This window comes from Ferrimonas sp. YFM (assembly GCF_030296015.1).
Classification (GTDB): domain Bacteria; phylum Pseudomonadota; class Gammaproteobacteria; order Enterobacterales; family Shewanellaceae; genus Ferrimonas.
The window spans coordinates 195208-218495 of sequence record NZ_AP027368.1; the positions used below are offsets into that span (position 1 = coordinate 195208).

At 60.7% G+C, this 23288-nt stretch carries 22 protein-coding genes; 17 read left to right on the forward strand and 5 right to left on the reverse strand.

The window, feature by feature from the left end; all coding sequences use genetic code 11:
* Nucleotides 1-71 precede the first annotated feature (71 nt).
* The gene (locus tag QUE41_RS00940) at nucleotides 72-527 is read left to right on the forward strand and encodes a hypothetical protein (RefSeq protein WP_286341153.1); all 456 of its coding nucleotides are present in this window, start codon (nucleotides 72-74) and stop codon (nucleotides 525-527) included.
* Here the strand turns inward: QUE41_RS00940 and QUE41_RS00945 are convergent.
* Entirely contained in the window at nucleotides 517-2847 is a 2331-nt protein-coding gene (locus QUE41_RS00945) for a Tex family protein (RefSeq protein ID WP_286341154.1), read from the reverse strand. The genes QUE41_RS00940 and QUE41_RS00945 overlap by 11 nt on opposite strands.
* Nucleotides 2848-2944: 97 nt before the next feature.
* Between QUE41_RS00945 and greB the strand changes: the two genes are divergently transcribed.
* From greB to QUE41_RS00965, 4 genes are read left to right on the forward strand one after another with little or no spacing between them, the layout of a single operon-like run.
* Complete coding sequence (gene greB / locus QUE41_RS00950) at nucleotides 2945-3427, forward strand: transcription elongation factor GreB (RefSeq protein WP_286341155.1); 483 nt, start codon at nucleotides 2945-2947, stop codon at nucleotides 3425-3427.
* 11 nt (nucleotides 3428-3438) lie between these two features.
* Nucleotides 3439-4164 carry an osmolarity response regulator transcription factor OmpR gene (ompR, locus tag QUE41_RS00955; protein WP_286341156.1) on the forward strand — a complete coding sequence of 242 codons (726 nt, stop codon included), beginning with the start codon at nucleotides 3439-3441 and terminating at the stop codon, nucleotides 4162-4164.
* Nucleotides 4165-5469: a two-component system sensor histidine kinase EnvZ gene (gene envZ, locus QUE41_RS00960; protein ID WP_286341157.1), complete on the forward strand. Its 1305-nt coding sequence runs from the start codon at nucleotides 4165-4167 to the stop codon at nucleotides 5467-5469.
* Nucleotides 5451-6278: an NHL repeat-containing protein gene (locus QUE41_RS00965; RefSeq protein ID WP_286341158.1), complete on the forward strand. Its 828-nt coding sequence runs from the start codon at nucleotides 5451-5453 to the stop codon at nucleotides 6276-6278. The genes envZ and QUE41_RS00965 overlap by 19 nt, the downstream gene beginning before the upstream one ends.
* A gap of 59 nt (nucleotides 6279-6337) precedes the next feature.
* On the opposite strand, the gene QUE41_RS00970 is transcribed toward QUE41_RS00965, so the two are convergent.
* From QUE41_RS00970 to hslR, 4 genes are all read right to left on the reverse strand, one after another.
* Nucleotides 6338-8131: a S8 family peptidase gene (locus QUE41_RS00970; protein WP_502875924.1), complete on the reverse strand. Its 1794-nt coding sequence runs from the start codon at nucleotides 8129-8131 to the stop codon at nucleotides 6338-6340.
* Nucleotides 8132-8526: 395 nt separating this feature from the next.
* Complete coding sequence (locus tag QUE41_RS00975) at nucleotides 8527-10068, reverse strand: phosphoenolpyruvate carboxykinase (RefSeq protein WP_286341159.1); 1542 nt, start codon at nucleotides 10066-10068, stop codon at nucleotides 8527-8529.
* A gap of 191 nt (nucleotides 10069-10259) precedes the next feature.
* Nucleotides 10260-11120 carry an Hsp33 family molecular chaperone HslO gene (hslO, locus tag QUE41_RS00980; protein WP_286341160.1) on the reverse strand — a complete coding sequence of 287 codons (861 nt, stop codon included), beginning with the start codon at nucleotides 11118-11120 and terminating at the stop codon, nucleotides 10260-10262.
* Between the two features lie 14 nt (nucleotides 11121-11134).
* Complete coding sequence (gene hslR, locus QUE41_RS00985; RefSeq protein WP_286341161.1) at nucleotides 11135-11539, reverse strand: ribosome-associated heat shock protein Hsp15; 405 nt, start codon at nucleotides 11537-11539, stop codon at nucleotides 11135-11137.
* Nucleotides 11540-11792: 253 nt separating this feature from the next.
* On the opposite strand from hslR, the gene gspC reads away from it, so the two are divergent.
* The 12 genes from gspC to QUE41_RS01045 are packed head-to-tail and all read left to right on the forward strand — an operon-like array spanning nucleotide 11793 to nucleotide 23212.
* Nucleotides 11793-12719, forward strand: coding sequence for a type II secretion system protein GspC (gene gspC / locus QUE41_RS00990; protein WP_286341162.1), 927 nt, complete (start codon nucleotides 11793-11795; stop codon nucleotides 12717-12719).
* 20 nt (nucleotides 12720-12739) lie between these two features.
* Complete coding sequence (gspD, locus tag QUE41_RS00995; protein ID WP_286341163.1) at nucleotides 12740-14887, forward strand: type II secretion system secretin GspD; 2148 nt, start codon at nucleotides 12740-12742, stop codon at nucleotides 14885-14887.
* Nucleotides 14888-14890: 3 nt separating this feature from the next.
* Complete coding sequence (gene gspE / locus QUE41_RS01000) at nucleotides 14891-16438, forward strand: type II secretion system ATPase GspE (RefSeq protein ID WP_502875925.1); 1548 nt, start codon at nucleotides 14891-14893, stop codon at nucleotides 16436-16438.
* Between the two features lie 3 nt (nucleotides 16439-16441).
* Complete coding sequence (gspF, locus tag QUE41_RS01005) at nucleotides 16442-17665, forward strand: type II secretion system inner membrane protein GspF (protein ID WP_286341164.1); 1224 nt, start codon at nucleotides 16442-16444, stop codon at nucleotides 17663-17665.
* A 21-nt stretch (nucleotides 17666-17686) separates the two neighbouring features.
* A complete protein-coding gene (gspG, locus tag QUE41_RS01010) occupies nucleotides 17687-18124 on the forward strand; it encodes a type II secretion system major pseudopilin GspG (RefSeq protein ID WP_286341165.1) in 438 nt (145 codons plus the stop codon).
* Complete coding sequence (gspH, locus tag QUE41_RS01015; protein ID WP_286341166.1) at nucleotides 18124-18708, forward strand: type II secretion system minor pseudopilin GspH; 585 nt, start codon at nucleotides 18124-18126, stop codon at nucleotides 18706-18708. Before gspG ends, gspH begins: the two co-directional genes overlap by 1 nt.
* Nucleotides 18705-19073 (forward strand): type II secretion system minor pseudopilin GspI, encoded by a 369-nt coding sequence (gspI, locus tag QUE41_RS01020; protein WP_286341167.1) that lies wholly within the window; start codon nucleotides 18705-18707, stop codon nucleotides 19071-19073. The genes gspH and gspI overlap by 4 nt, the downstream gene beginning before the upstream one ends.
* Nucleotides 19054-19788, forward strand: a complete 735-nt coding sequence (gspJ, locus tag QUE41_RS01025; RefSeq protein WP_286341168.1) for a type II secretion system minor pseudopilin GspJ — start codon at nucleotides 19054-19056, stop codon at nucleotides 19786-19788. The genes gspI and gspJ overlap by 20 nt, the downstream gene beginning before the upstream one ends.
* Complete coding sequence (gene gspK, locus QUE41_RS01030) at nucleotides 19788-20783, forward strand: type II secretion system minor pseudopilin GspK (RefSeq protein ID WP_286342888.1); 996 nt, start codon at nucleotides 19788-19790, stop codon at nucleotides 20781-20783. The genes gspJ and gspK overlap by 1 nt, the downstream gene beginning before the upstream one ends.
* On the forward strand, nucleotides 20780-21976 hold the full coding sequence (gene gspL, locus QUE41_RS01035) for a type II secretion system protein GspL (protein WP_286341169.1): 1197 nt from the start codon (nucleotides 20780-20782) through the stop codon (nucleotides 21974-21976). Before gspK ends, gspL begins: the two co-directional genes overlap by 4 nt.
* Nucleotides 21976-22455 (forward strand): type II secretion system protein M, encoded by a 480-nt coding sequence (locus tag QUE41_RS01040; protein WP_286341170.1) that lies wholly within the window; start codon nucleotides 21976-21978, stop codon nucleotides 22453-22455. Before gspL ends, QUE41_RS01040 begins: the two co-directional genes overlap by 1 nt.
* 1 nt (nucleotide 22456) lies before the next feature.
* Nucleotides 22457-23212, forward strand: coding sequence for a type II secretion system protein N (locus QUE41_RS01045; protein ID WP_286341171.1), 756 nt, complete (start codon nucleotides 22457-22459; stop codon nucleotides 23210-23212).
* Nucleotides 23213-23288 lie beyond the last annotated feature (76 nt).

The following is a 23288-nucleotide window of genomic DNA, read 5'->3' on the forward strand; positions in this document are numbered from 1 at the left end:
CGTTATAGAACAGAGAGTTCTTTTACATTTCGACCGGATTGTTGAATAATTGACCAGGAATAGGAGAGCCCATGTTCCTGGTTTCCAACTACCCTCAAGTGCCCATAGTGACCACCAATCCTGCCACGGACGATCTCCGTCAGCAGGCGTTGGCGCGTGCCCCTGTGGTGCCGGCCAGGGAAGCGGAGAAATCGGCGTCGGAGCGGGCGTTGGACCCGGAGCACGATGCGGTGCAGCTGCCCGGTGGCAGCAAGTTGAAGCGGCGTGATGCCGAGGGTGAAGAGTCCAGGGAGGAGTCCCAGGAGCAGCAGGAGAAGCGCGGTGCCCTGTTTGAGTTGTGGCGCCCGCCGACCTTTGATCGCCCCGGCGTTCGCCGGCAGGGCACGGGCGCAGTGCCCAGAGAGAGCGGCTCTCCTTCTCTGGAGCTGAGTGACAGCGAATATCAGCGGTTTACCCGAATCCTTCATCGTCACTACAGTCAGGTGGCCCGGCCCGCCGAGCCACCGACCTTCCAGGTTAACGCTTAGCCTTTTTGAAGGCGTCGGCGAAGGCGTTGCCCATGGTGCTGCTGCCGGGTTGGCTCTGGGTCTGTCTGTCATTGCGGCTGCGCTGACTGCGACGCTCTTGACCGCCCTTGGGCTGATTTTCCCGTCTGGGGCTTTTCTGTTGACCCGGCTCATCGTCCAGGCGCATGGAGAGTCCGATGCGTTTGCGCTCGATCTCCACCTCCATCACTTTCACCTTCACCACGTCGCCGGTTTTCACCACCTTGCGGGGGTCGTCCACAAACTGGTGGGACAGGGCAGAGATGTGCACCAGACCGTCCTGATGGACGCCGATGTCCACGAAGGCACCGAAGTGGGTGACGTTGGTGACCACCCCCTGAAGCACCATGCCCTGTTCCAGATCCTTGAGGGTCTCTACGCCGTCGGCAAACTGGGCGGTTTCGAACTGGCCCCGGGGATCCCGTCCCGGCTTTTCCAGCTCCGACAGCACGTCGGTGATTGTTGGCAGGCCAAACTGGTCACTGACGAACTGGGCCGGTTTCAGGCTCTTGAGGACACCGCGATTGCCAATAAGGGCTTCAATACCCTGGCCAGTGTGGTCGGCAATGCGCTTCACCAGGGAGTAACTCTCCGGGTGAACCCCTGAGGCGTCCAGGGGGTTGTTGCCCCCATTGATGCGCAGGAAGCCGGCACACTGCTCAAATGCCTTGGGTCCCAGGCGGGGCACCTTCAGCAGTTGTTTGCGCTCGTCGAAGCGACCGTTCTGGTCACGAAAATCCACCACATTCTGAGCCAGGGTGCGGGACAGGCCGGCCACCCGGTTGAGCAGCGCGGCGGAGGCGGTATTGAGATCCACCCCGACGGCATTTACGCAGTCCTCCACCACGGCGTCCAGGGAGTGGGCCAGGTGAGTCTGGCTGACGTCGTGCTGGTACTGGCCCACCCCGATGGACTTGGGCTCGATCTTCACCAGCTCCGCCAGGGGATCTTGCAATCGGCGGGCGATGGAGACCGCGCCGCGCAGGGAGACGTCCAGATCCGGAAACTCCTTGGCGGCGGTTTCCGAGGCGGAGTAGACCGACGCGCCGGCCTCACTGACCATCACCCGTTCCAGTTTCAGCTCTGGATGGCGTTTCTGCAGGTCCGCCGTCAGCTTGTCGGTTTCCCGGGAGGCGGTGCCGTTGCCGATGGCCACCAGCTCCACCTTGTGGGCTTTGGCCAGCCGGGCCAGGGACTGGATAGACTGATCCCACTGGTTGCGGGGAGCGTGAGGATAGATGGTGTCCGTGGCCACCAGTTTGCCGGTGTGATCCACCACCACCACCTTGACCCCGGTGCGCAGTCCGGGATCCAGGCCCAGGGTCGCCCGGGGGCCGGCCGGGGCGGCCATCAGCAGATCGCCCATGTTGTCGGCAAATACCTTGATGGCATCGGTTTCCGCCTTCTCTCTCAGGGCGGTCAGCAGCTCGCTCTCCATCTGCAGGCTCAGTTTCACCTTCCAGGTCCACTGCACCACGCTCTTGAGCCAGAGGTCCGCCGGCTGGCTGCCCAGGTTCAGCGACAGGGCCTGGGCGATCAGGGATTCGCAGATGCTGTGCTTCTGCCCCTCCTCCTGATTGGGGTCGGCGTTGAGGCTGATGGCCAGCACCCCTTCGTTGCGGCCACGCAGCATCGCCAGGGCCCGATGGGAGGGCACCTTGGTCAGGGCCTCATCGTGCTCAAAGTAGTCGCGGAACTTGGCCCCTGCCTGCTCCTGGCCGGGGATCAGCCGAACCTCCACCTGAGACTGGCGACGCATATGATCCCGCACCGCGGCGATCACCTCCGCCTGCTCGGCGAAGCGCTCCATCAGAATCGCCCGGGCGCCGTCCAGCACCGCCTTGGTGGAGTCGAAGCCGGCGTCGCCGTTGAGGAAGGCCTGGGCTTCGTGCTCCGGCGTCAGTTGGCGCTGCTCCAGCAGTTTGTCGGCTAGAGGCTCCAGCCCCGCCTCGATGGCGATCTGCCCCTTGGTGCGCCGCTTGGGCTTATAGGGCAGATAGAGATCTTCCAGTTCAGTCTTGGTGGCCGCCGAGTTAATCTTTGTAAGCAGGGATGTATCCAGCTTGCCTTGCTGCTCAATGCTTTGCAGAATCGTCTGACGACGGGCATCCAGTTCCCTCAGGTAGGTGAGCCGGCTGTCCAGCTGGCGTAACTGGGTATCATCCAGGCCGCCGGTGACCTCCTTTCGGTAACGGGCGATAAAGGGAACGGTGGCCCCTTCATCCAGCAGGGTGATGGTGGCGTCCACCTGTTGGGTTCGCACCTCCAGTTCCTGTGCGAGTCGTTGGGCAAGAGTCTGCATAGCGGTTGAATTTGCCTTTAATGGTTATGCGAGATAAAACTAAACCGGAATCTATCACAGACCTTCCCGGTTTTACCCACAACACCTTAGCGACTGAATGAAAAAAGCCAATCTTATTACCCGAGAGGGGTGGAACACCCTGGAACAGGAACTGAAGTACCTCTGGAAGGAGGAGCGCCCACGGGTGACGCAAGCGGTGCAGGAGGCGGCGGCCCTGGGGGATCGCTCCGAAAACGCCGAATACATCTACGGCAAGAAGCGACTGAGGGAGATCGATCGCCGGGTACGCTTCCTCTCCAAACGGATGGAGCAGCTGCGCATCGTCGAGCCGGATCCCCGCCAGGAGGGCAAGGTGTACTTCGGGGCCTGGGTGGTCCTGGAGGCGGAAGAGGGCGGCCTGAGTACCTACAGGCTGGTTGGCCCGGATGAATTCAATGTCAGTGAGGGTAAAGTCAGTATCGACTCCCCCCTGGCGAGGGCCCTGCTGGGCAAAGAGGTGGACGACGAGGTAATTGTTCGTACGCCCGAAGGCGAGCAGGTCTACTATATCAATGAGATACGCTATAAGGCAGCGGAATAAGGGAGAGGCAGATGACTCAGGAAACCTCAAAGGTTCTGGTGGTAGATGACGACCTCAGGCTCAGGGGACTGATTGAACGTTACCTAGGTGAGCAGGGCTACCAGGTGCGGGCGGCCGCCAATGCCGAGCAGATGGATCGCCTGCTGGAGCGGGAGAACTTTCACCTGCTGGTGCTGGACCTGATGCTGCCCGGAGAGGATGGCTTGAGCATCTGCCGCCGTCTGCGCCAGTCCAACAATGAGATCCCCATAGTGATGCTCACCGCCAAGGGGGATGAGGTGGACAGGATCATCGGCCTGGAGCTGGGCGCCGATGACTATCTGCCCAAGCCGTTCAACCCCCGCGAACTGCTGGCCCGCATCAAGGCGGTGCTGCGCCGCCGCCCCGGTGAGGTGCCCGGCGCCCCCTCCCTCAAGGAGCAGGAGGTGGCCTTTGGCGAGTACCGTCTCAACCTGGCGACCCGTGAGATGTTCAAGGGGGAGGAGCCCATCTCCCTTACCTCCGGTGAATTTGCCGTACTCAAGGTGCTGGTTTCCCACCCGAGGGAGCCCATGAGCCGGGATAAGCTGATGAACCAGGCCCGTGGCCGGGACTACAGTGCCCTGGAGCGCTCCATCGATGTGCAGGTGTCTCGCCTGCGTCGTCTGATCGAGGATGATCCCAGTAACCCCAGGTACATTCAGACCGTCTGGGGCCTGGGCTACGTCTTCGTTCCCGACGGCAGCTCAGCCAAGTAGATGGTCTCCAGACTGCTGCCCCGCAGCAACTTCGGCCAGACGGTTCTGCTGATCGGCTGCCTGTTGCTGATCAACCAGCTGGTGTCCTACATCTCCATGGACATCTATGTGGTGCGTCCCTCTACTCAGCAGATCAACCAGTTGCTCTCCCGTCAGGTGGAGCTGCTGTTCCGTGATCTGGAGTTGGACCGCACCAAGCTGACCGTGGTGGACGCCCTGAGGGACAAGCTGGCGGACGACAACTACATGGAGGTGTTTACCCTGCCAGAGGCCCGCCAGAATGGGCTGAGGGAAGCGCGGCTCTACTACGTGCTGTCGGATCAGATGTCTCAGTATCTGGGCGGTGAGGCCGAGGTGCGCATCTCCTTCGGAGAGCAGTATCTGATCTGGATTCGTCCCCCTCAGGCACCCACGGTGTGGCTGAGGGTGCCCCTGACCGGCTTCGATGAGTCGGTGATCTCCCCCCTGACTGTCTACCTGATGGTGATCGGTGCCCTGTCCGTGGCCGGTGGCTGGTGGTTTGCCCGTCAGCAGAGCCGGCCCCTGAGGCGGCTGCAGCGGGCCGCCCTGGCGGTTTCCCGGGGTAAGTTCCCCGATCCCCTGCCCCTGAAGGGGCCCGCCGAGGTGGTGGCGGTAACCCAGGCGTTCAACCAGATGTCCCGCTCCATGAAGCAGCTGGAAACCGACAGGCAGCTGTTGCTGGCCGGGGTGTCCCATGATCTGCGCACCCCCCTGACCCGCATCCGTCTGGCCAGTGAGATGATGAGCGACCAGGACAGTTTCCTGAAAGAGGGGATAGAGCACGACATCGATGACATGAACAACATCATCGATCAGTTCATCGAGTTTGTTCGAGGCAGCCCGGCGGAGGAGCACAGCCGAATCAGCCTGGATGAGCTGCTGCAGGAAGCGGCCCAGCAGGAGAGTCTGCGCCATACCAAGGTGGAGCTGAGCCTGGGCAAGGTGCCGCCGGTGCCCATGCCGGTGATCGCCATCAAGCGGGTGCTGGCCAACCTCATCGAAAATGGGGTGCGCTACGGCGGTGGCGATCTCAAGCTGAGTTCCGGCTTCGACGGCCGCTGGGTGTGGTTTGCCGTGTCCGATAACGGGCCGGGTATTCCGCCTAAACAGATTGAATCTTTGTTTGAACCCTTCACCCAGGGCGATGTGGCACGAGGCTCGGTAGGCTCAGGCCTGGGCCTGGCCATCGTCAAACGGGTGGTGGACAGTGAAGGTGGCCGGGTGGAGCTGGCCAACCGCAGTCATGGAGGCTTACGAGCGACCGTATGGTTACCCCGATCCTGACCCTGGCCGTTGCCCTGGCGGCCCCAATGGAACCCTTGCCTCCCTTGATGGAGGAGATCTCCGGCCTGGCCTTCGATGGTCAGCACCTGTGGGCCCACAACGACAGTGGTGATGGCCCCAGGATCTACAAGTTCGACGGCCAGGGGCGCTATCTGGGGCGGGTGGGGTTTCGCGGCGCCGATGCCCGGGACTGGGAGGATATGACCAGTGATGGTCAGCACCTGTTCGTGGCCGATTGCGGCAACAACCGGGGCAATCGCCGGGATCTGACCATCTACCGCACCCCAGTCCCCGGAGCAGAGGGCAGCAAGGTCAGCGCGGTGCCGATCCACTTCGCCTTTGCCGAGCAGCGGGATTTCAGCCGCAAAGGCTACATCCATAACTTCGACTGCGAGGCGATTGCCGCAACGGACCAATCCCTTTGGGTATTTTCCAAGAACTGGGGAGACGGCCAGAGCCGGGTGTACCGGCTGCCCAAGGAGCCGGGTGAGTACAGCCCGGCAGCGGTGCAGACCCTGGCGGTCCACGGCCAGATTACTGCGGCAGACTGGCAACCGGAAACCGGCCGTATCGCCTTGCTGGGGTACCGTGGCGGACTGGCGTTTCGTCCCTTTATCTGGATAGCTCAGATGGATGAGAGCGGAGTGAACTGGGACACGGCTAAGCGCTATACCCCTCTTGAGGATGGTCAGTGGGAAGCCCTGACCTGGGTCTCTCCCACCACCTTGCTGTTGGGCAAGGAGTCCAGTGACGTCAGCGATCATGGCTGGCAGCTGTGGCAGCCGCCGCAGCCGGTGTCCACGGACTAGGGCAACGCAACGAAAAAGAGGACTCCCAAGGGAGTCCTCTTCTGTTTTCAGCGTCGCTGTTACTCGTAGCTGATGTTCAGGGTGACACCAGAGAAGGCGCGGTAGGCGCGAATGCCCACAAACCAGGTGCCGGCGCTGGGGTTGGCTTCTACGCAGCTCTCGTTGTTGCCGGATTCATAGGGGCGGCAGTTGTAGGAGCGAGTCGTCGGCTGGGCGCCGAAGCGGGTGTAGAGGTCGGCATCACCGCTGCCGCCACTGATGGTGGCAGTGAAGTTGGTGGCACCGGCAGGCACCTCCACTTCATACATCACCCAGTCACGGCGGGAGGCAGACAGGTTGTCGAAGGTCCAGCTGTTGCCTTCACCATTGCCGTCACCACCGCCATTGTCGCCACCGGCAGCGGCGGCCACCGCGGCTGCCGCATCGACCAGGCCAACACCACAGTTGGAGCAGCTGTCGGCGCGGGCGGTGGACTTGAGGATGCTCTCCGCCTTATCGGGATCCATGGTGGGATCCGCTTCATACATCAGGGCTACCAGGCCGGCTACGTGAGGGGCGGCCATGGAGGTGCCCTGCAGGTAGTCGTAGTTGTCGGATGCGGGCGCCAGGCTGCCGCTGTTGTAGGTGGAGAGGATGCCGTTGGAGTCGCCGGCAAAGCTCATGGCACCACCCGGGGCAGAGACGTCGATGGCGCTGCCGTAGTTGGAGTAGTAGGCGCGGGTTGCGTCGCGGCCCAGTGCGGCCACGTTGACCACGCCATCACAGTTACCCGGATTGAAGTTGGCGGCATTCTGGTTGGAGTTACCGGCAGCTACCACCACGGTGGCACCGTTGGAGCGAGCGGTGTTGATGGCGTTCTGAGTGGTGGAGGAGCAGCTGCCGCCGCCACCCAGGCTCATGTTGATTACGTCCGCTGGGTTGGCGTTGGCAGGGACACCGGGTACGCTGCCGCCTGAGGCCCAGATGATGCCGTCGGCGATGTCAGAGGTGTAACCACCACACTTACCCAGAACACGAACCGGCACGATCTTGGCGCCATAGGCCACACCGGCCACACCTGTGTTGTTGTTGGCCACCGCAGCCACGGTGCCGGCCACGTGGGTACCGTGCCAGGAGCTGCCCTGGTCCTGCTCGGGGTAGCCGTTGCCGCACTCGCCGGCCTGGACGTGGTCGCCGGGATCGGTGGCATCGCTGTCGCGGCCATCACCGTCCACGGAGACGAAGGTATCGTTGATCATGTCGTAGCCAGGCAGGATGTTGCCGTTGAGGTCGGCATGGGGACGATAACCGGTATCCAGTACCGCCACCACGGTGCCTGCACCGGTTACGCTGTCCCAGGCTGCGGGCAGGTTCATGCCGGCGGCGGACTCGAAGTAGTGCCACTGATCGCCGTAGCGGGGATCGTTGGGGGTGGCCATGGGGCGCAGCATCTGGTCCAGCTCGATGGACTCGATGTTGCTGTCTGCGGCCAGCATAGTTTCCATCACTTGCTTGGCTTCTTGCTTGCTCATGGCGCCTTTCATGGCGAACACATGGTGCTTGGCCAGGGCCATGCTGCGGACGAAGCGCATATCACTGCCCACCTGAGCGGCCATGGTACGGGCCTTCTCTTTCATCAGGCTGGCCTGGTTGCCGTTGCCCATGAAGGAGAACAGGAAGGGCGCGTTGTTCTCTTGCTTGTAGCGAACGATGAAACGGGTCTGAGGCCCGGTTGCACTCTGATCTTCCAGCGTCAGATTGAAGCTCTTGAATCCACCTTGTCCGGCAGGCTCCCATGCCATGGCCGGAGCAGCCACTGCGGAGCCCAGGGCGACGCACAGTGCCAGCTTGGTAAAGTCTTTTCCTTGAATCATTGTTATTTCCTAATTGTGATTGCTGATTTATCAACGCCTTCCATACGTTGACTTTGCCGAACCTATCACTGCCGGAAATAACTCTCAATGGGCCCTGGCGCAAAAATTCAACCAAAATATACAAAATGATTACAATTTTAACATTTGGAAATATTGGTTATTGCGACCTTATAAAGTGTCGCTATTTCACTAAGTTGGGGTGGGTAAAGGGAAAATTCCCCCTCCGCTGGCGGATGAAATGAGTCGTTTTCCGCTTCGATGCGTAAGAGATTGCCCAAGGCGAATGTGCGTCGAAATAATTCACCGAACGGTGAATTATTTTTGAGGCGAATAGAAATGCAAAAGGGCCGCTAACATATTGGCGGCCCTTGTGTTTTTTGAGGTTGGTTCAGACCTTATCCCTGGGGACCGGCTTGTCGAATCCCGTCGGAAACCTGGTATTTGCCAAAGTTCTCTTTGAACTCGGCGGCCAGTTTGGCGGCGTAGCGATCGTACTCCTGGCCGTCCTCCCAGGTGTCGCGGGGATTGAGCAGTTTGCTGTCGACGCCGGCGATGCTCAGGGGCACCTCCAGGTTCAGCTGAGGCAGGTGCCGGGTCTTGGCGTCGGCCAGTTCACCGGAGACGATGGCGTCGATGATGGCCCGAGTGGTGGGGATGTCGAAACGCTGTCCCGCGCCATAGGGGCCACCGGTCCAGCCGGTATTCACCAGGTACACCTTGGTGTCGAAGCTCTCGATGCGCTTCATCAGCAGCTCGGCGTAGACCCCGGCAGGACGGGGGAAGAAGGGCGCGCCGAAGCAGGTGGAGAAAGTGGACTGAATGCCGGCGGCACTGCCCATCTCGGTGGAGCCGACCTTGGCGGTGTAGCCAGAGAGGAAGTGGTAGGCCGCCGCTTCCTTGCTCAGGCAGGAGACCGGGGGCAACACGCCGGAAACGTCGCAGGTGAGGAACACCACCGCATGGGGTTCGGCACCGCGATTGGCTTCGATGCGACGGGCGATGTGCTCCAGTGGGTAGGCGGCCCGGCTGTTCTGGGTCAGGCTGTCATCGCCGTAGTCCGGGGTGCGCTCCTCGTTGAGCACCACGTTCTCCAGGACGGTACCGAAGTGGATGGCATTCCAGATCACCGGCTCGTTCTTGGCAGACAGGTCGATGCATTTGGCGTAGCAGCCGCCTTCGATGTTGAACACGCCGCCGGGAGCCCAGCCATGCTCATCGTCACCTATCAGGGCACGCTTGGGATCGGCAGACAGGGTGGTCTTGCCGGTGCCGGACAGGCCAAAGAACAGGGTGGTGTCGCCCACTTCGCCGACGTTGGCGGAGCAGTGCATCGGCAGTACGCCCTTGGCGGGGAGCAGGAAGTTCTGAACGGAGAACATCGACTTTTTCATCTCGCCGGCGTAGCGCATGCCCGCCAGCAATACCTTGCGCTGGGCAAAGTTGATGATCACTGCGCCGTCGGAATTGGTGCCGTCCCGCTCGGGGACACACTGGAAGCCTGGTGCGTTGTAGATCTGCCACTCCTCCTTGTCCCCCTGGTTGTAGCGCTTGGGGACAATGAACAGATTGCGGGCGAACAACTGTTGCCAGGCGGTTTCCGTGGTCACCCTAACCGGCAGGTAGTGCTCTGGATCGGCGCCCACTTCCAACTCGGACTGGAAGCACTCTTTCTCGGCCAGGTAGGCTTCGACCAGAGACCAGAGGGCATCAAACTTGTTGGTGTCGAAGGGTTTGTTGATCTTGCCCCAGTCGATTTCGGCTTCGGTGGAGGGTTCTTTGACAATGAAGCGGTCGTTGGGGGAGCGGCCGGTGCGCTGACCGGTTTCGACGCAGAGGGCACCGTTGTCGGCCAGGGTGCCTTCGCCACGGTCGAGCGCATGTTCGACCAACTCGGCGGTGGAGAGGTTGTTCAGTACACGCATCCTGCATGTAGTCATACTGTTTTGACTCCTTGGCGTCGGGGCTCCTGCCGTCCGCCTGATTTCTATTTATTGGGGGGCCTGTAGGGTGTGAACAGTTTCTGTTCAACGAGGGGAGTGTAGCGTCGATGGGGCAAAAAATCGATATTTGTGACAAAGATCAAAGGGCGGCACAATGGCCGCCCTTATCTACAGATTGATGTTTGCTATCAGTGGCTCTGCGGGGAGCTGGCGGAGGAGCCGGCCCACAGGGCTTCCATGTCGATGCGGTCGAAGCGGTAACCGGCGCCGCAGTAGTCACAGTTGATGGCGATCTGGCCCTGTTCCTCCAGGACGCTCTCCAACTCCTCCTTGGGCAGGGTAGAGAGGGCGGACAGGCTACGCTCGCGGGAGCAACCGCACTTGAAGCTGACCTCGGCAGGGTCGAACAGGCGTACCTCTTCCTGGTGATAGAGGCGATGCAGCACCTCTTCTGCGTCCAGGGAGAACAGCTCTTCGGCCTTGATGGTGTCGGTCAGAGATTCCAGATGCTCGAACTCCACCTCCTGCTCCTTGGCACTCTCGGGCAGGATCTGCAGCAGCATGCCGGCGGCGTGCTGATTGTCGGCGTGCAGCCACAGGCGGGTCTTCAGCTGTTCGGACTGGGCAAAGTATTGCTCCAGGCAACTTGCCAGGTTGTCCTGATCCAGGGCGACAATGCCCTGATAGCGCTCGCCCTTATCCGGGGTGATGGTGATCACCAGGTGTCCCTGGCCCACCAGCTGCTTCAGATCCCCTTCGGGCGTGCCTTCCCAGCGGGCGATGCCGCGCAGCTGTTGATTGTGGTTGCCGTTGATGGCCACCAGGCTGATGGGGCCGGTGCCCTGCAACTGAACGGCGATCTCGCCCTCAAACTTGAGGATGGCGGTCAGCAAAGAGGTGGCGGCCAGGGTCTCGCCCAGCAGGCGGGCGACCGCTTCGGGATACTCTTTGCCCGCCAGCATCTGCTGGTAGCTTTGTTCCAGTTGCACGATTTCGCCGCGCACATCGGCTTGGTCAAACAGGTATCGGTATAACTTGTCTTGGCTCATGATGGTCTCTTTGCTTACTGCTGCTTCAGCTTCATGATCTGGCGGCGTTGTTTCTTGTCCGGCCGTGAGGAGGTGAGGGGTTGGCCCGCAGCCTCGAGTCTCCGTGATGTGGAGGCGGCTTCCCGTTTTTTCAAGCTCTCTTCTGTTTCCTGATACATCTCTTGCGCCAGAGGGGCGGAGAGGCGCTTCTCGGACAGACCTTGAATCACTATCTCTCGCTCATCATTGCCCTGCCACAGGGTGATGGTGCCGCCAACGGATATGAGTCGGCTTGGCTTGCATCTCTGGCCGTTATAGTGGACCTTACCGCCGCTGACCATCTCCTGGGCCATAGGCCGGGTCTTGTAGAACCTTGCTGCCCACAACCACTTATCGATGCGGACTGAGGTCAATTCGGTATGCGATTGTTTTTTGGCCATGATTCGATGTTCTACTATCTAAAGCGAGAGGTCGCGCGGACTATGAAGATCAAAAACTGGGGGAGCCTCACAGCGTGATGGGGCTGCCAAGGGTAGCATAACTAGCCAAAATTGACCATGACAGCCAGGCTGCCACCAAGTATGGTTAAGGGTTGTTGCGCCCTTGGTGGTGGGTTAGCATGAACTTTACGAATTTTTTTATTATTTCTAACTCGATACGCTGCCGGCACTAAGAGTAAAGAGCACTGAATTTATGGATTATCTGCAGCAGGGACTCAATGGCCTTGCCAAACTGCCTCAAGCGGCCATCGCTCGCGTCCTGACTGCCCTGTTGGCGGTTTACGCCATCTATCTTGCGTCGCAGCTGACCTGGATGATGGTGCCCAAAGAGAGCGGCCCCCAGCAGGCCTGGCGCCCCCAATCCCAGCAGGGGACCCAGACTCAGGGAAGGGATATGGGCCCGGTTCAGTCGCTGAACCTGTTTGGTAAGGCGGAAAAAGCCCAGGCCACCAAGAAGCCTGTGGTGGAAACCAATCTGATCACCGACGCCCCCAAGACCACCCTGAGAATCCTGCTGACCGGCCTAGTGGCCAGTTCAGAGCAGGAGCGGGGCATCGCCATCATCGAGAGCGCTGGCAGCCAGGAAACCTATGGCATCGGCGATAAGATCAAAGGCACCTCTGCCAGCCTGCATGAGGTTTACGCGGACAGGGCGATCATCGTCAATCGCGGCCGTTACGAAACTGTGATGCTGGATGGAATTGAGTACAGCAAAACCATCACCGATGAAACGAAACGGTTAAAGCAGACTCCAACAGAACCACAACAACAGGATCTGCGGGAAAACCAGGCCGTTTCTCGTCAGCTGGATGAGGCTCGCAGTGCACTGCTGAGCGATCCGGGCAAACTGACCGATTACCTCTCTATCAGTCCAGTGAAATCCCAGGAGGGGGGACTGAAGGGATATCGACTGAACCCAGGCAAAGACCGGGCTCTGTTTACCCAAGCCGGGCTCAAGGCCGGCGATCTCGCAGTGGCCATCAATGGCTACGACCTGACCCAGATGTCCGAGGCGATGCAGGTGCTCGCCGAGTTGCCGGAACTGACCGAGATGTCGGTGATGGTGGAGAGGGAAGGTCAACTTACGGAAATCATGTTTAGCCTGCCAAACCAAAACTGATCATGGCTATGGGGATGAGAATGAAGACACAAACACGCCGGATGCCCTGGATTCGCAACCGGATTGCCGCTGGCCTGATTGCCGGAGCGTCTGTACTGGCCATGGGCATGCCAGCCATGGCCGCCCAGTACGCCGCCAACTTCAAGGGCACCGACATCCAGGAGTTTATCAACATCGTTGGTAAGAACCTGCAGAAGACCATCATCGTCGACCCCACGGTGCGGGGGAAGATCAACGTCCGCAGCTATGACCTGCTCAACGACGATCAGTACTACCAGTTCTTCCTGTCGGTGCTGGAGGTGTATGGCTACGCCGTGGTGGAGATGGATGGCAATATCATCAAGGTGATCAAGGGCAAAGACGCCAAGAACGCCAATATCCGGGTGGCCGATGAAAATCAGCCCGGCGGCGGTGACGAGATGGTCACCCGCATCGTTCCCCTGTACAACGTCGAGGCCAAGCAGTTGGCGCCTCTGCTGCGTCAGCTCAACGACAACAGCGACGGCGGCAACGTGGTGAACTACGACCCCTCCAACGTGCTGATGATCACCGGCCGCGCGGCGACGGTGAACAAGCTGGTGGAGATCGTCAAACGGGTCGACCTCCAGGGGGACACCAAGGTTCAGGTGGTGAAGCTGCAATACGCGTCCGCCGCCGAAATGGTGCGCATCATCGATGCCCTATATCGCAGTGGTGCCCAGCAGTCTACCGCTGCTGGCTCCGTGCCCAAGGTGGTGGCGGACGAGCGCACCAACTCCGTGGTGATCTCCGGTGACGAGAAGGCCCGTAAGCGGGCGGTGCAGCTGGTGCACTCTCTGGACCAGGATATGCGCAACTCCGGCAACACCCGGGTGTTCTATCTCAAGTATGCCCAGGCCGAGGAGCTGCAGGAGGTGCTGTCCGGCTTCGCCGAAAGCCTGGAGCAGGCGGAAGACGCCGCCAAGGGCAACACCCGAGGCAAGTCGGGGCAGGGGATCACCATCATGGCCCACGCCGACTCCAATGCCCTGGTGATCAACGCCAAACCGGACCAGATGCAGGAGATCGAAAGCGTCATCCGTCAGCTGGATATCCGCCGTGCCCAGGTGTTGGTGGAAGCGGTGATCGTCGAGATCGCCGAAGGCGACGACATCAGCTTCGGCGTGCAGATGTACCATGAGTCCGGCGCCCTGACCCAGTTCAACAACGGTACTGGCGTGACCATTGGTGAGATCGCCGCCGGTCTGTGGGATGCCCGCGAGACTGAAGGTAGCGTGGTTATCGATGCCAATGGCAACAGAACCGAAAACCCGGATACCCCCGGAGACATCTCCACCCTGGCCAGTGCCCTGGCCAAGATTAACGGCATGGCCTGGGGCGCCCAGATTGGCGACTTCGGTGCCCTGGTGCAGGCGGTGGCGTCCGACTCCAACTCCAACGTGCTGGCCACCCCAAGCATCACCACCCTGGACAACCAGGAAGCCAGCTTCATCGTCGGTGACGAGGTGCCGGTGATCACCGGCTCCGCCGCCAGCTCCGGCAACGACAACCCTTTCCAGACCGTGGAGCGTAAAGAGGTGGGCATCAAGCTGACCGTCAAGCCCCAGATCAACGAAGGGGACGCGGTGCAGATGGAGATTGTTCAGGAGACCTCCAACGTTAACGGCCGCACCTCGGTGGACGTGACCTTCGGCAAGCGTGAGCTCAAGACCACGGTGCTGGCCGACTCTGGCGAAACCATAGTATTGGGCGGCCTGCTCAACGAGGACGTTCAGGAGAGTGTTTCCAAGGTTCCTCTGCTGGGGGACATCCCCTACCTGGGGGCGCTGTTTACCTCCACCTCCTCCAAGAAGACCAAGCGTAACCTGATGATCTTCATCAAGCCCACCATCATCCGTGATGGGGTGACCATGAACGGTCTGTCCGGTCGCAAGTACAACTACATCCGCGCCGCCCAGCTGGCCCAGGATGAAGAGGGTGTGGCGCTGATGCCCAACACCTCGGTGCCGGTTCTGCCTGAGTGGGTTCAGCCCAACAACCTGACTCCGGAAGCCCTGGAGATTCTGGAGAACTACCAGAAGGGCAACGACATGCAGACCCCCATCCGCGATGATTCCAGCTGGATGAACGACCAGATGGATCGTCTCAAGAAGGATAAGACCAACGGCATTCCGCCGGTGGAGGAGTAATCCATGGCCGAAGTGACTCACACCGAGGCTCTGGAGCAGGCCGCCCAGGAAGCGGACCTGGAGGCGATGGAGGAGGGGCATCAGGGCCTTGAACATCGCCTGCCCTTCGCCTTTGCCCGGCGTTTCAGCCTGGTTTTGAGCGAAACTGATACTGGCGAGCTGGTGCTCAGCTACGGCCCCAACTGCCCGCCCAAGGCACTGCTGGAAGCCCGCCGCCTGGCCGGCGGCCAGGTGAGCCTGCAGCCTTTGGACCAGAGCGCCTTCGACCTGAAACTGACCGAGGTGTATCAGCAGGACAGCTCCGAGGCTCAGCAGCTGATGGAGGACATCGGCAAGGATGATGACCTGACCTCTCTGGCGGATGAGCTGCCGGAGACCGAAGATCTGCTGGACGCCGAAGATGACGCCCCCATCATTCGCCTGATCAACGCCCTGTTGTCCGAGGCGATCAAGGTGGGCGCCTCCGATATTCACGTGGAGACCTACGAGCGTGAGCTGGTGGTGCGTTTCCGGGTGGACGGGGTACTGCGTGAAGTGCTCAAGCAACAACGTAAGATCAGCTCCCTGCTGGTGTCCCGAATCAAGGTAATGGCCCGCCTGGATATTGCCGAGAAGCGAGTCCCCCAGGATGGCCGTATCTCCCTGCGCATCGGCGGCCGCGCCGTGGATGTGCGGGTGTCCACCATGCCAGGCTCCCGCGGTGAGCGGGTGGTGCTGCGTCTGCTGGATAAGAACCAGGCGATGCTCAACCTGCGTCAGCTGGGGATGAGCGCCTCCATCCGAAAGGAGTTCGATGCCCTGATCCGCAAGCCTCACGGTATCTTGCTGGTGACCGGCCCGACGGGTTCGGGTAAATCCACCACCCTGTACGCCGGCCTGACTGAGATCAACAGCCGGGATCGCAATATCCTCACCGTTGAAGATCCCATCGAATATGAGATTGAAGGCATAGGCCAGACCCAGGTCAACACCAAGGTGGACATGACCTTTGCCCGTGGCCTGCGCGCCATCCTGCGTCAGGATCCCGACGTGGTGATGGTGGGTGAGATTCGAGATCTGGAGACAGGCTCCATTGCGGTTCAGGCCTCTCTTACCGGTCACCTGGTGCTTTCTACCCTGCACACCAACACCGCAGCCGGTGCCATCACCCGACTGCAGGACATGGGGGTGGAACCCTTCCTGGTGTCTTCCTCCCTGCTTGGGGTGTTGGCCCAACGCCTGGTGCGAACCCTGTGTGATGAGTGCAAGATCCCTCATCAGACCGATGCCCGCGAGATGGAGCTGCTGGGCCTGGCCCAGCCGGCGACCATCTACCGCGCCTGTGGGTGTGACGCCTGTAACCAGAGTGGTTACCGTGGTCGAACCGGCATTCATGAGCTGCTGGTGGTGGACGATCAGATCCGTGAACTGATCCACGGCGGCAGGGGCGAGCTGGCCATTGAGAAGTATGTGCGCCAACACGTGCCCTCCATTCGAGCCGATGGTTGTGGCAAGGTTCTGGAAGGTCGCACCACCCTGGAGGAAGTGCTCCGGGTGACCCGGGAGGAGTAATCCATGGCGGCCTTCGAATACAAAGCGCTCAACAACAAGGGGCGTCAGGTCAAGGGAGTGATCGAAGCGGACACTCCCCGCCAGGCCCGCAGCCTGCTTCGGGAGAAGCAACTGGTGCCCCTGGATCTCCAGGAGGCGGCGGCCCAGGAGAAGCGCAGCGACAGCCAGGGGCTCTCCCTGTCTCTGTTTAAACCCAGAATCTCCACCACAGAGCTGGCGCTGCTGACCCGTCAGCTAGCGACTCTGGTGGCCGGTGGCCTGCCCATCGAAGAAGCCCTCAAGGCGGTGGCGGAGCAGAGCGAGAAGCCCCGCACCAAGGGGATGGTGATGGCGGTGCGCTCCAAGGTGGTGGAGGGCTACTCCCTGGCCGAGTCCATGAAGGAGTTTCCCCACATCTTCGATGAGCTCTATGTGGCCATGGTGGCGTCCGGGGAGAAATCCGGTCACCTCGAGGTGGTGCTGGAACGACTGGCGGATTACAAGGAGCGTCAGCAGGAGCTGAACTCCAAGCTGATCCAGGCGATGGTCTACCCCATCATCCTGACTCTGGTGGCCATCGGTGTGGTCTCCTTCCTGCTGGTGGCCGTGGTGCCTCAGGTGGTGGATCAGTTCAGCTCCATGGGTCAGTCTCTGCCCTGGACCACCCAATTTTTGATCGACGCGTCGGAATTTTTGCAGGCCTGGGGTCTCTACATTGTAGGGGCTGTGGTCGTATCCCTGGTGCTGTTCAAGCAGGCTCAGCGCAACCGGGACTTCAAGCTGAAATGGCACAACTCTGTGCTGCACATGCCGGTGATCGGCAAGGTGGCCCGGGGGTTGAACACCGCCCGTTTCGCCCGCACCCTGAGTACCCTCTCCTCCTCCGGGGTTCCCCTGCTGGAGGCGATGGGGATCGCCTCGGACGTGCTGCTGAACCTGCGGGTGCGGGATGCGGTGGCGGAAGCCACCACCAAGGTGCGTGAGGGCGCCAGCTTGCGGGCGTCGTTGCAGCATACCGGCCTGTTCCCGCCGATGATGTTGCACATGATCGCCTCAGGTGAAAAGTCCGGTGAGCTGGACAGCATGCTGTCTCGGGCGGCGGACAACCAGGACCGGGAGTTTGAGACTCTGGTCAGCGTGGCCATGGCGGTGCTTCAGCCGCTGATCGTGGTGACCATGGCCGGCGTGGTGCTCTTTATTGTTGTGGCCATCATGCAGCCCATGATGGCAATGAATACCTTTATCTGATAACGCCTTTTGAGGTTAGACATGAGTAAAAAACATAACCGCCAGCGCGGCTTTACCCTGTTGGAAGTGATGGTGGTACTGGTGATCATCGGCATTATGGCCTCCCTGATCGCCCCCAACCTGATGGGCTCCAAAGACAAGGCGGATATCCAGAAAGCGGTGGCGGACATCGTGACTCTGGAAGGCGCCATGGACATGTATCGTCTGGACAACAACATCTACCCCACCACAGAGCAGGGGGTGACTGCCCTGGTGAACCGTCCCAACTACTCCCCCGAGCCTCGCAACTACCGCGAAGGTGGCTACATCAAGCGTCTGCCTAAGGATCCCTGGGGCAACGACTATGTGCTGCTGAGCCCGGGCGAAAAGGGTCGTTACGACCTCTGCTCTTCCGGTCCCGATTTCCAGTTGGGCACCGATGACGACATCTGTAACTGGAACCTGACGGAATACCAGTAATGATGGAAGGGGCGCGGCGCCAGGCGGGGTTTACCCTGCTGGAGATCATGCTGGTGCTGTTGCTTATCGGGGTGGCGGCGATGTCGGTCACCCTGACGGTGGGGGGAGACCCCCGCCAGGAGGCCCTGGATAAGGCGGCCAATGAGTTCGCCGCCGTGGTGTCCATGGCCCTGGAGGAGTCGGTGATCTCCGGCCAGGAGCTGGGACTGGTGGTGGAGGAAGACCACTACCTGTTTACCCGATTCAATCTGGACAAGAACGACTGGGAGCTGCTGGTGGGGGACCGTCTCTACCGGGAGCGCCGTATGCCCGAGGATGTGGTCCTGAGTCTGTCGGTGGAGGGGATGCCCCTGACGCAGTCAGACGAAGAGGATGAGAGCGAATTTGGATTGGATCGCTCCCTGTTTGAGAAGAGTGACGAGGAGAAGCGTAAGACGCCGGAACCTCAGCTGATCTTGCTTCCCTCCGGGGAGATCACCCCCTTTACCCTGCAGTTTCAAGAGGTCAGCGCTCGTCCTACTCTGGTGATTGAGCTGGAGGGCAACGCCATCGGCGACATCCGCCGCACCGGGGAGGAGTCATGAGGCAGCGCGGCTTTACCCTGCTGGAGGTGATGGTGGCCCTGGCGGTGTTTGCCCTGGCGGCGGTGGCTGTGGTCAACAGCGCCGGCGAACAGCTCAGTGCCGTGCCCATCCTTCGTGAGAAAACCTTCGCGGATTATGTGGCCCACAACCGGCTGGTGGATGCCAGGCTGGAATCCGACTTTCCTGAGCTGGGCAACAGCAAGAAGGGCCGGGTCGAGCTGGCCGGGCGCGAGTGGCACTGGCGTCAGGAAGTGATCAAAACCAGTGACAACGAATTTCGCGCCATCCGGGTCAAGGTGAGCCTGGATGACGATTTTGACAATGTAATCAGTGAGGTAACCACCTATGTGGCCAAACCGGACTAAGGCGTCTGGCTTTACCTTGCTGGAGATGATGCTGGCCATGGCGATCTTCGCCTTGCTGGGTGTGGCCACCGCCGCGGTGCTCTCCAACATACTGAACATCAGTGAGACCAGCGAGACTCATCATCTGCGCCTGAAGCAGGTGCAACGGGCGATGTCGATGATGGAGCGGGACTTCAGCCAGCTGGTGATGCGGCCGGTACGAGGTGCGGGCAGCAAACCCAGCGACTCCAACTACCAGTTTGGCGATGGTTGGCTGGATTCAGACGCCGATGGCATCAGCTTTTTCCGCCTGGGTTGGCTGAACCCCAGAGGACAGTTGCCCAGAGGCAGCCTGCAGCAGGTGGGGTACCGGATACAGAAGAACGAGCTGCAGCGGCTGCACCATATCTACCCGGATCCCGTGGTGGATACCGATCCGGAGGAGCTGGTGCTGCTGGACAGGGTTTTGGATTTCAAGCTGGCCTTCTATGTGGACGGCAAGTGGCAGACCAAGCTGGAGGGCAGCCCCCTGGCCCGGGCGGTGTCGGTGAAGCTGGAGCTGGAGGATTTCGGTGAGATCGAACGCCGCTTCCTGTTGCCCGATGGGGTGGGCAGCGCCCAATCGGAATCCGGTGGGGAGAATGGTAACGGCGGTGACAATGGCAACGGCGGTGATAATGGCAACGGCGGTGATAATGGTCCCGGTGACGGTTCTTCGGGAGAGGAGGGCAAATGATGTTCTCCAGACAGAAAGGGGTGGCCCTGCTGACGGTACTGCTGGTGTTGGCGGTGATGACCACCATTGCCGCCAGCTTCAATGAGCGCAGTCGCCTTGCGGTGAGACGCACCGTCAATCACCACCAGATGACTCAGGCCTACTGGTTTGCCCTGTCGGTGGAGGAGCTGGCCAAGCGCGCCCTGAAACAGGATATGGAGGACGCCGATGGTACGGTCCACCTTCAGCAGTACTGGGCCACCACCGATGTGATCTATCCGGTCGATGGCGGTCAGCTGATTGGCCAGATTGAAGACATGCGCAGCTGTTTCAACCTCAATGCCCTGGGGCAGGAGCTGACCCAGGCGGAGAAGAACGAAAACCCCAATCAGAAGCCTCTGGTGCAGAAGCAGTTCCAGGCGATGCTGGAAGATCTGGGGATGGATCTCTACCTGGCGGAGATGACCACAGAGCGGCTGCACGACTACATCGATGAAGACGACCGCTCCGAGGGCAGCTATGGTGCGGAAGACCCGGACTATGAGGCGCGAGAGGTGCCCTACCGGGCCGCCAATCAGCCCTTGTGGCATCACAGCGAGTTGCGGGCGGTACTGGGGATCAGCCAGCCCATGTATGAGGTCCTTAAGGATTACGTCTGCGTGATCCCTGGCGACACCACCCAGGTGGTGAACGTCAACACCGTCCCGGTGGAGCGCGCCTCCCTGTTGGTGGGGATGTTCGACGGCAAGTTGAGTCAGGGACAGGTGGAAGATTTGATCGCCAACCGTCCGGCGGACGGTTGGGAGGATATGGACAAGTTTTGGCAGGAGTCCCTGGTGCAGGGCGTGAGGCTGGACGACAAGGCCAAGAGCAGCTTTGTGGTGGACAGCAAGTATTTTCGCCTGCGTGCTGCGGCCAAGGTGGACAACACCTTGTTCCGGCTCGAAACAGTTTTACAGCGGTCGGGAGGCACCCGTTTTGTGGCGCTGACCCGACAGTATGGAGGCCAACAGTGAGCGAACGATTGGTGGTGCGTCTGGGCGAGAGAGCCGACACACCCATAAGCTGGATCACCTGGTCCGAAGAGCAGCAGAGTGTCATCAGTTCCGGGGTGTTGCCCGGTGCCGAAGCCCTCTCCAGCCTGACGGAGCGGGCGGGCGGTCGACCGGTGGAGGTGCTGGTGGATTCCAGTGCCCTGACCCTGACTCAGGTGAACCTGCCGGCCAAGATGGCCCGCCAGGCACTGAAGGGATTGCCCTTCATGCTGGAGGACGAACTGGCCCAGGAGGTGGATAAGCTGCACTTTGTCACCGGTCGTCGAGACGGTGATCAGTTGGCCGTGGCCGTGGTCAGCCATGAGCAGATGGGACTGTGGCGCCAATGGCTGAAGGACGCCAACCTGCAGGCGCTGCGTATGGTGCCGGATGTGTTGGCCTTACCGCAGCCCGAGGGGTGCGACGGTGCCCTGGTGCAACTGGAAGCTCAGTGGTTGTGCCGCTTTGGCCTGGAAGGCTCCAGCGTCGATGCGGACTGGCTGCCCATCATCCTGGCCGACAAGACGGAGGAGGGGGAGGTGTCTCTGGCGCACTACTCTCCGGTGGCCCTGGTGCTGGACGGCGTCCAGTGGCAGCCCCAGTCTCTGGAACTGCCGATGCAGGTACTGGTTCAGGGGATGGCCCAGTCGAGATGCAATCTGCTCAGCGGAGACTATGCCCCGAAGCGCGAGCTGGGCAAGGTGTGGAAGGTCTGGGGTAAGGTGGCCATCATGGCCGGCATCGCCCTGGTGCTGACCCTGGTGTACCAGGGTATGCAGTGGTATCAGATTGACGCCAAGCGCCAGCAGGTACGGGCCGAGTCCGACGCCATCTACAAGCGCCTGTTTCCTAACGAGCGGGTCAATCCGGCGATTCACCCCGCTCAGCGACTGGCGGGCAAGGTTCGTGGCCTTGGCGGCGGCGGTGGCCAGGGAGAACTGCTTGCCATGCTCAACCAACTGCAGCCGGCCTTTGCGGCGATTCCCGAACTCAAGCCTGTGTCACTGCGCTACAACGCCGATCGCGGCGAGTTGCGACTGCAGGTCAGGGCGGCCAACTTCGCCCAGTTTGAACAGTTTCAGAAAGCCGCTGGTGGTCACTTCCAGGTGGATACCGGTGCCATGAACAATGAGGAACAGGGAGTCAGTGGCGCCCTGACGGTGAAGGTGAAATGATGGATGCCCTGAAAGCCTGGTGGCACAAACTCAACCCCCGCGAGCGGCAGATGCTGACTCTGGCGGCGCCCTTTATTCTGATCGGCGGCTTTTACTGGCTTATCTGGCAACCGCTGAGTGGCGCTGTCGCCAAAGCGGAGCAAGGACTGAAGAGCGAGCTGAGTCGTCAGGCGAGCCTGAAGGCGGACGCCAATCGTTACCTGAGTCTGGGTCAGGGCGGTTCCGGTAACAACATGGCCACCGGCAGTCTCAGCCAACTGGCCACTCAGAGCGCCAAGCAGTTTGCCCTGAGTATTGAGCGGATGCAGCCTCAGGGAGACAAACTGCAGGTCTGGCTGACCGAGAGCAGCTTCGAAGGGCTGCTTAACTGGCTGGCTTACCTGTCTGAGCAGGGGGTTCGGGTCGAGTCCGTGGATCTGGCTGCGGCGGACACCGCAGGCAGAGTGGAAGTAAGACGGTTACAGCTGATTAAGGGTTAAGATGCGTTATCTGAAGTATGGTCTGGGTGCTCTGGTGCTCTACCTGGTGTTCCTGGCGGTGACCGTACCGGTGTCGCTGGTGTGGCAATTCTCTCCCAAACCCAAAGGTGTGCAGGTGTCTGGCCTGGAGGGCACAGTCTGGGCCGGGCGTGCCGACACTGTGACGGTAGCTGGACGTCGCCTGGAAAACCTCACCTGGGATCTGGATCCCTGGTGGGCATTGATCGGGGGCCAGCTGGAAGCTGTGGTCTCGGTGAGCGGTGACGTTCAGGGGCGGGGCACCATTCGTTATGGCTTCTCAGGGCTGGAGGTCGAAGGTCTGCGCCTGGAGAGCCCCATCTCAACCCTGGTGGGCAATCGCCGTTTGCCGTTTCGCACCAAGGTGGCCGGCGAGGTCAAGCTGAACCTGACCCAGGGCAGCCAGGGCGAGCCCTGGTGTGAGGCTCTCAATGGTCGCATCACGGTGCAGCAACTGGACGTGAATAACCAGTTTGGCGCCTTTCCGCTGGGCAACCTGGCAGGCACCCTCAGCTGCAGCCAGGGCAACCTGCAGCTGACCATGACCGAGCAGGACAACCGCATCGGCGTGGCAGGGACGGCTCTGCTCAAGGCCAATATGCAGGTAGAGGTGAACGCCGGTATCAAGGCAACGGCCGAGCAGCCGGACGCCATGGCCAAGTCCCTGTCTTTCCTTGGCCAGCCCGATGGCAATGGTGTCTACCCTCTTCGATACTCCGGACGAGTGCCGGGCTTTTGAATCTTTAAGGGACGCTCGGGCGTCCCTTTTGTTTTGTGACCGATATCAAATCGGTGTGTGAATGTGTATCCTAGTT

Excerpts from the sequence above, each read along its gene's own strand:
- ompR (WP_286341156.1), top strand. The coding sequence starts at position 3,439 with ATGACTCAGGAAACCTCAAAGGTTCTGGTGGTAGATGACGACCTCAGG.
- gspJ (WP_286341168.1), top strand. The coding sequence starts at position 19,054 with ATGTGGCCAAACCGGACTAAGGCGTCTGGCTTTACCTTGCTGGAGATG.
- gspI (WP_286341167.1), top strand. The coding sequence starts at position 18,705 with ATGAGGCAGCGCGGCTTTACCCTGCTGGAGGTGATGGTGGCCCTGGCG.
- QUE41_RS01045 (WP_286341171.1), top strand. The coding sequence starts at position 22,457 with ATGCGTTATCTGAAGTATGGTCTGGGTGCTCTGGTGCTCTACCTGGTG.
- hslR (WP_286341161.1), bottom strand. The coding sequence starts at position 11,539 with ATGGCCAAAAAACAATCGCATACCGAATTGACCTCAGTCCGCATCGAT.
- gspF (WP_286341164.1), top strand. The coding sequence starts at position 16,442 with ATGGCGGCCTTCGAATACAAAGCGCTCAACAACAAGGGGCGTCAGGTC.
- QUE41_RS00945 (WP_286341154.1), bottom strand. The coding sequence starts at position 2,847 with ATGCAGACTCTTGCCCAACGACTCGCACAGGAACTGGAGGTGCGAACC.
- gspE (WP_502875925.1), top strand. The coding sequence starts at position 14,891 with ATGGCCGAAGTGACTCACACCGAGGCTCTGGAGCAGGCCGCCCAGGAA.
- QUE41_RS00975 (WP_286341159.1), bottom strand. The coding sequence starts at position 10,068 with ATGACTACATGCAGGATGCGTGTACTGAACAACCTCTCCACCGCCGAG.
- gspK (WP_286342888.1), top strand. The coding sequence starts at position 19,788 with ATGTTCTCCAGACAGAAAGGGGTGGCCCTGCTGACGGTACTGCTGGTG.
- gspD (WP_286341163.1), top strand. The coding sequence starts at position 12,740 with ATGAAGACACAAACACGCCGGATGCCCTGGATTCGCAACCGGATTGCC.
- QUE41_RS01040 (WP_286341170.1), top strand. The coding sequence starts at position 21,976 with ATGGATGCCCTGAAAGCCTGGTGGCACAAACTCAACCCCCGCGAGCGG.
- gspC (WP_286341162.1), top strand. The coding sequence starts at position 11,793 with ATGGATTATCTGCAGCAGGGACTCAATGGCCTTGCCAAACTGCCTCAA.
- gspH (WP_286341166.1), top strand. The coding sequence starts at position 18,124 with ATGATGGAAGGGGCGCGGCGCCAGGCGGGGTTTACCCTGCTGGAGATC.
- hslO (WP_286341160.1), bottom strand. The coding sequence starts at position 11,120 with ATGAGCCAAGACAAGTTATACCGATACCTGTTTGACCAAGCCGATGTG.
- QUE41_RS00965 (WP_286341158.1), top strand. The coding sequence starts at position 5,451 with ATGGTTACCCCGATCCTGACCCTGGCCGTTGCCCTGGCGGCCCCAATG.
- gspG (WP_286341165.1), top strand. The coding sequence starts at position 17,687 with ATGAGTAAAAAACATAACCGCCAGCGCGGCTTTACCCTGTTGGAAGTG.
- greB (WP_286341155.1), top strand. The coding sequence starts at position 2,945 with ATGAAAAAAGCCAATCTTATTACCCGAGAGGGGTGGAACACCCTGGAA.
- QUE41_RS00940 (WP_286341153.1), top strand. The coding sequence starts at position 72 with ATGTTCCTGGTTTCCAACTACCCTCAAGTGCCCATAGTGACCACCAAT.
- envZ (WP_286341157.1), top strand. The coding sequence starts at position 4,165 with ATGGTCTCCAGACTGCTGCCCCGCAGCAACTTCGGCCAGACGGTTCTG.
- QUE41_RS00970 (WP_502875924.1), bottom strand. The coding sequence starts at position 8,131 with ATGATTCAAGGAAAAGACTTTACCAAGCTGGCACTGTGCGTCGCCCTG.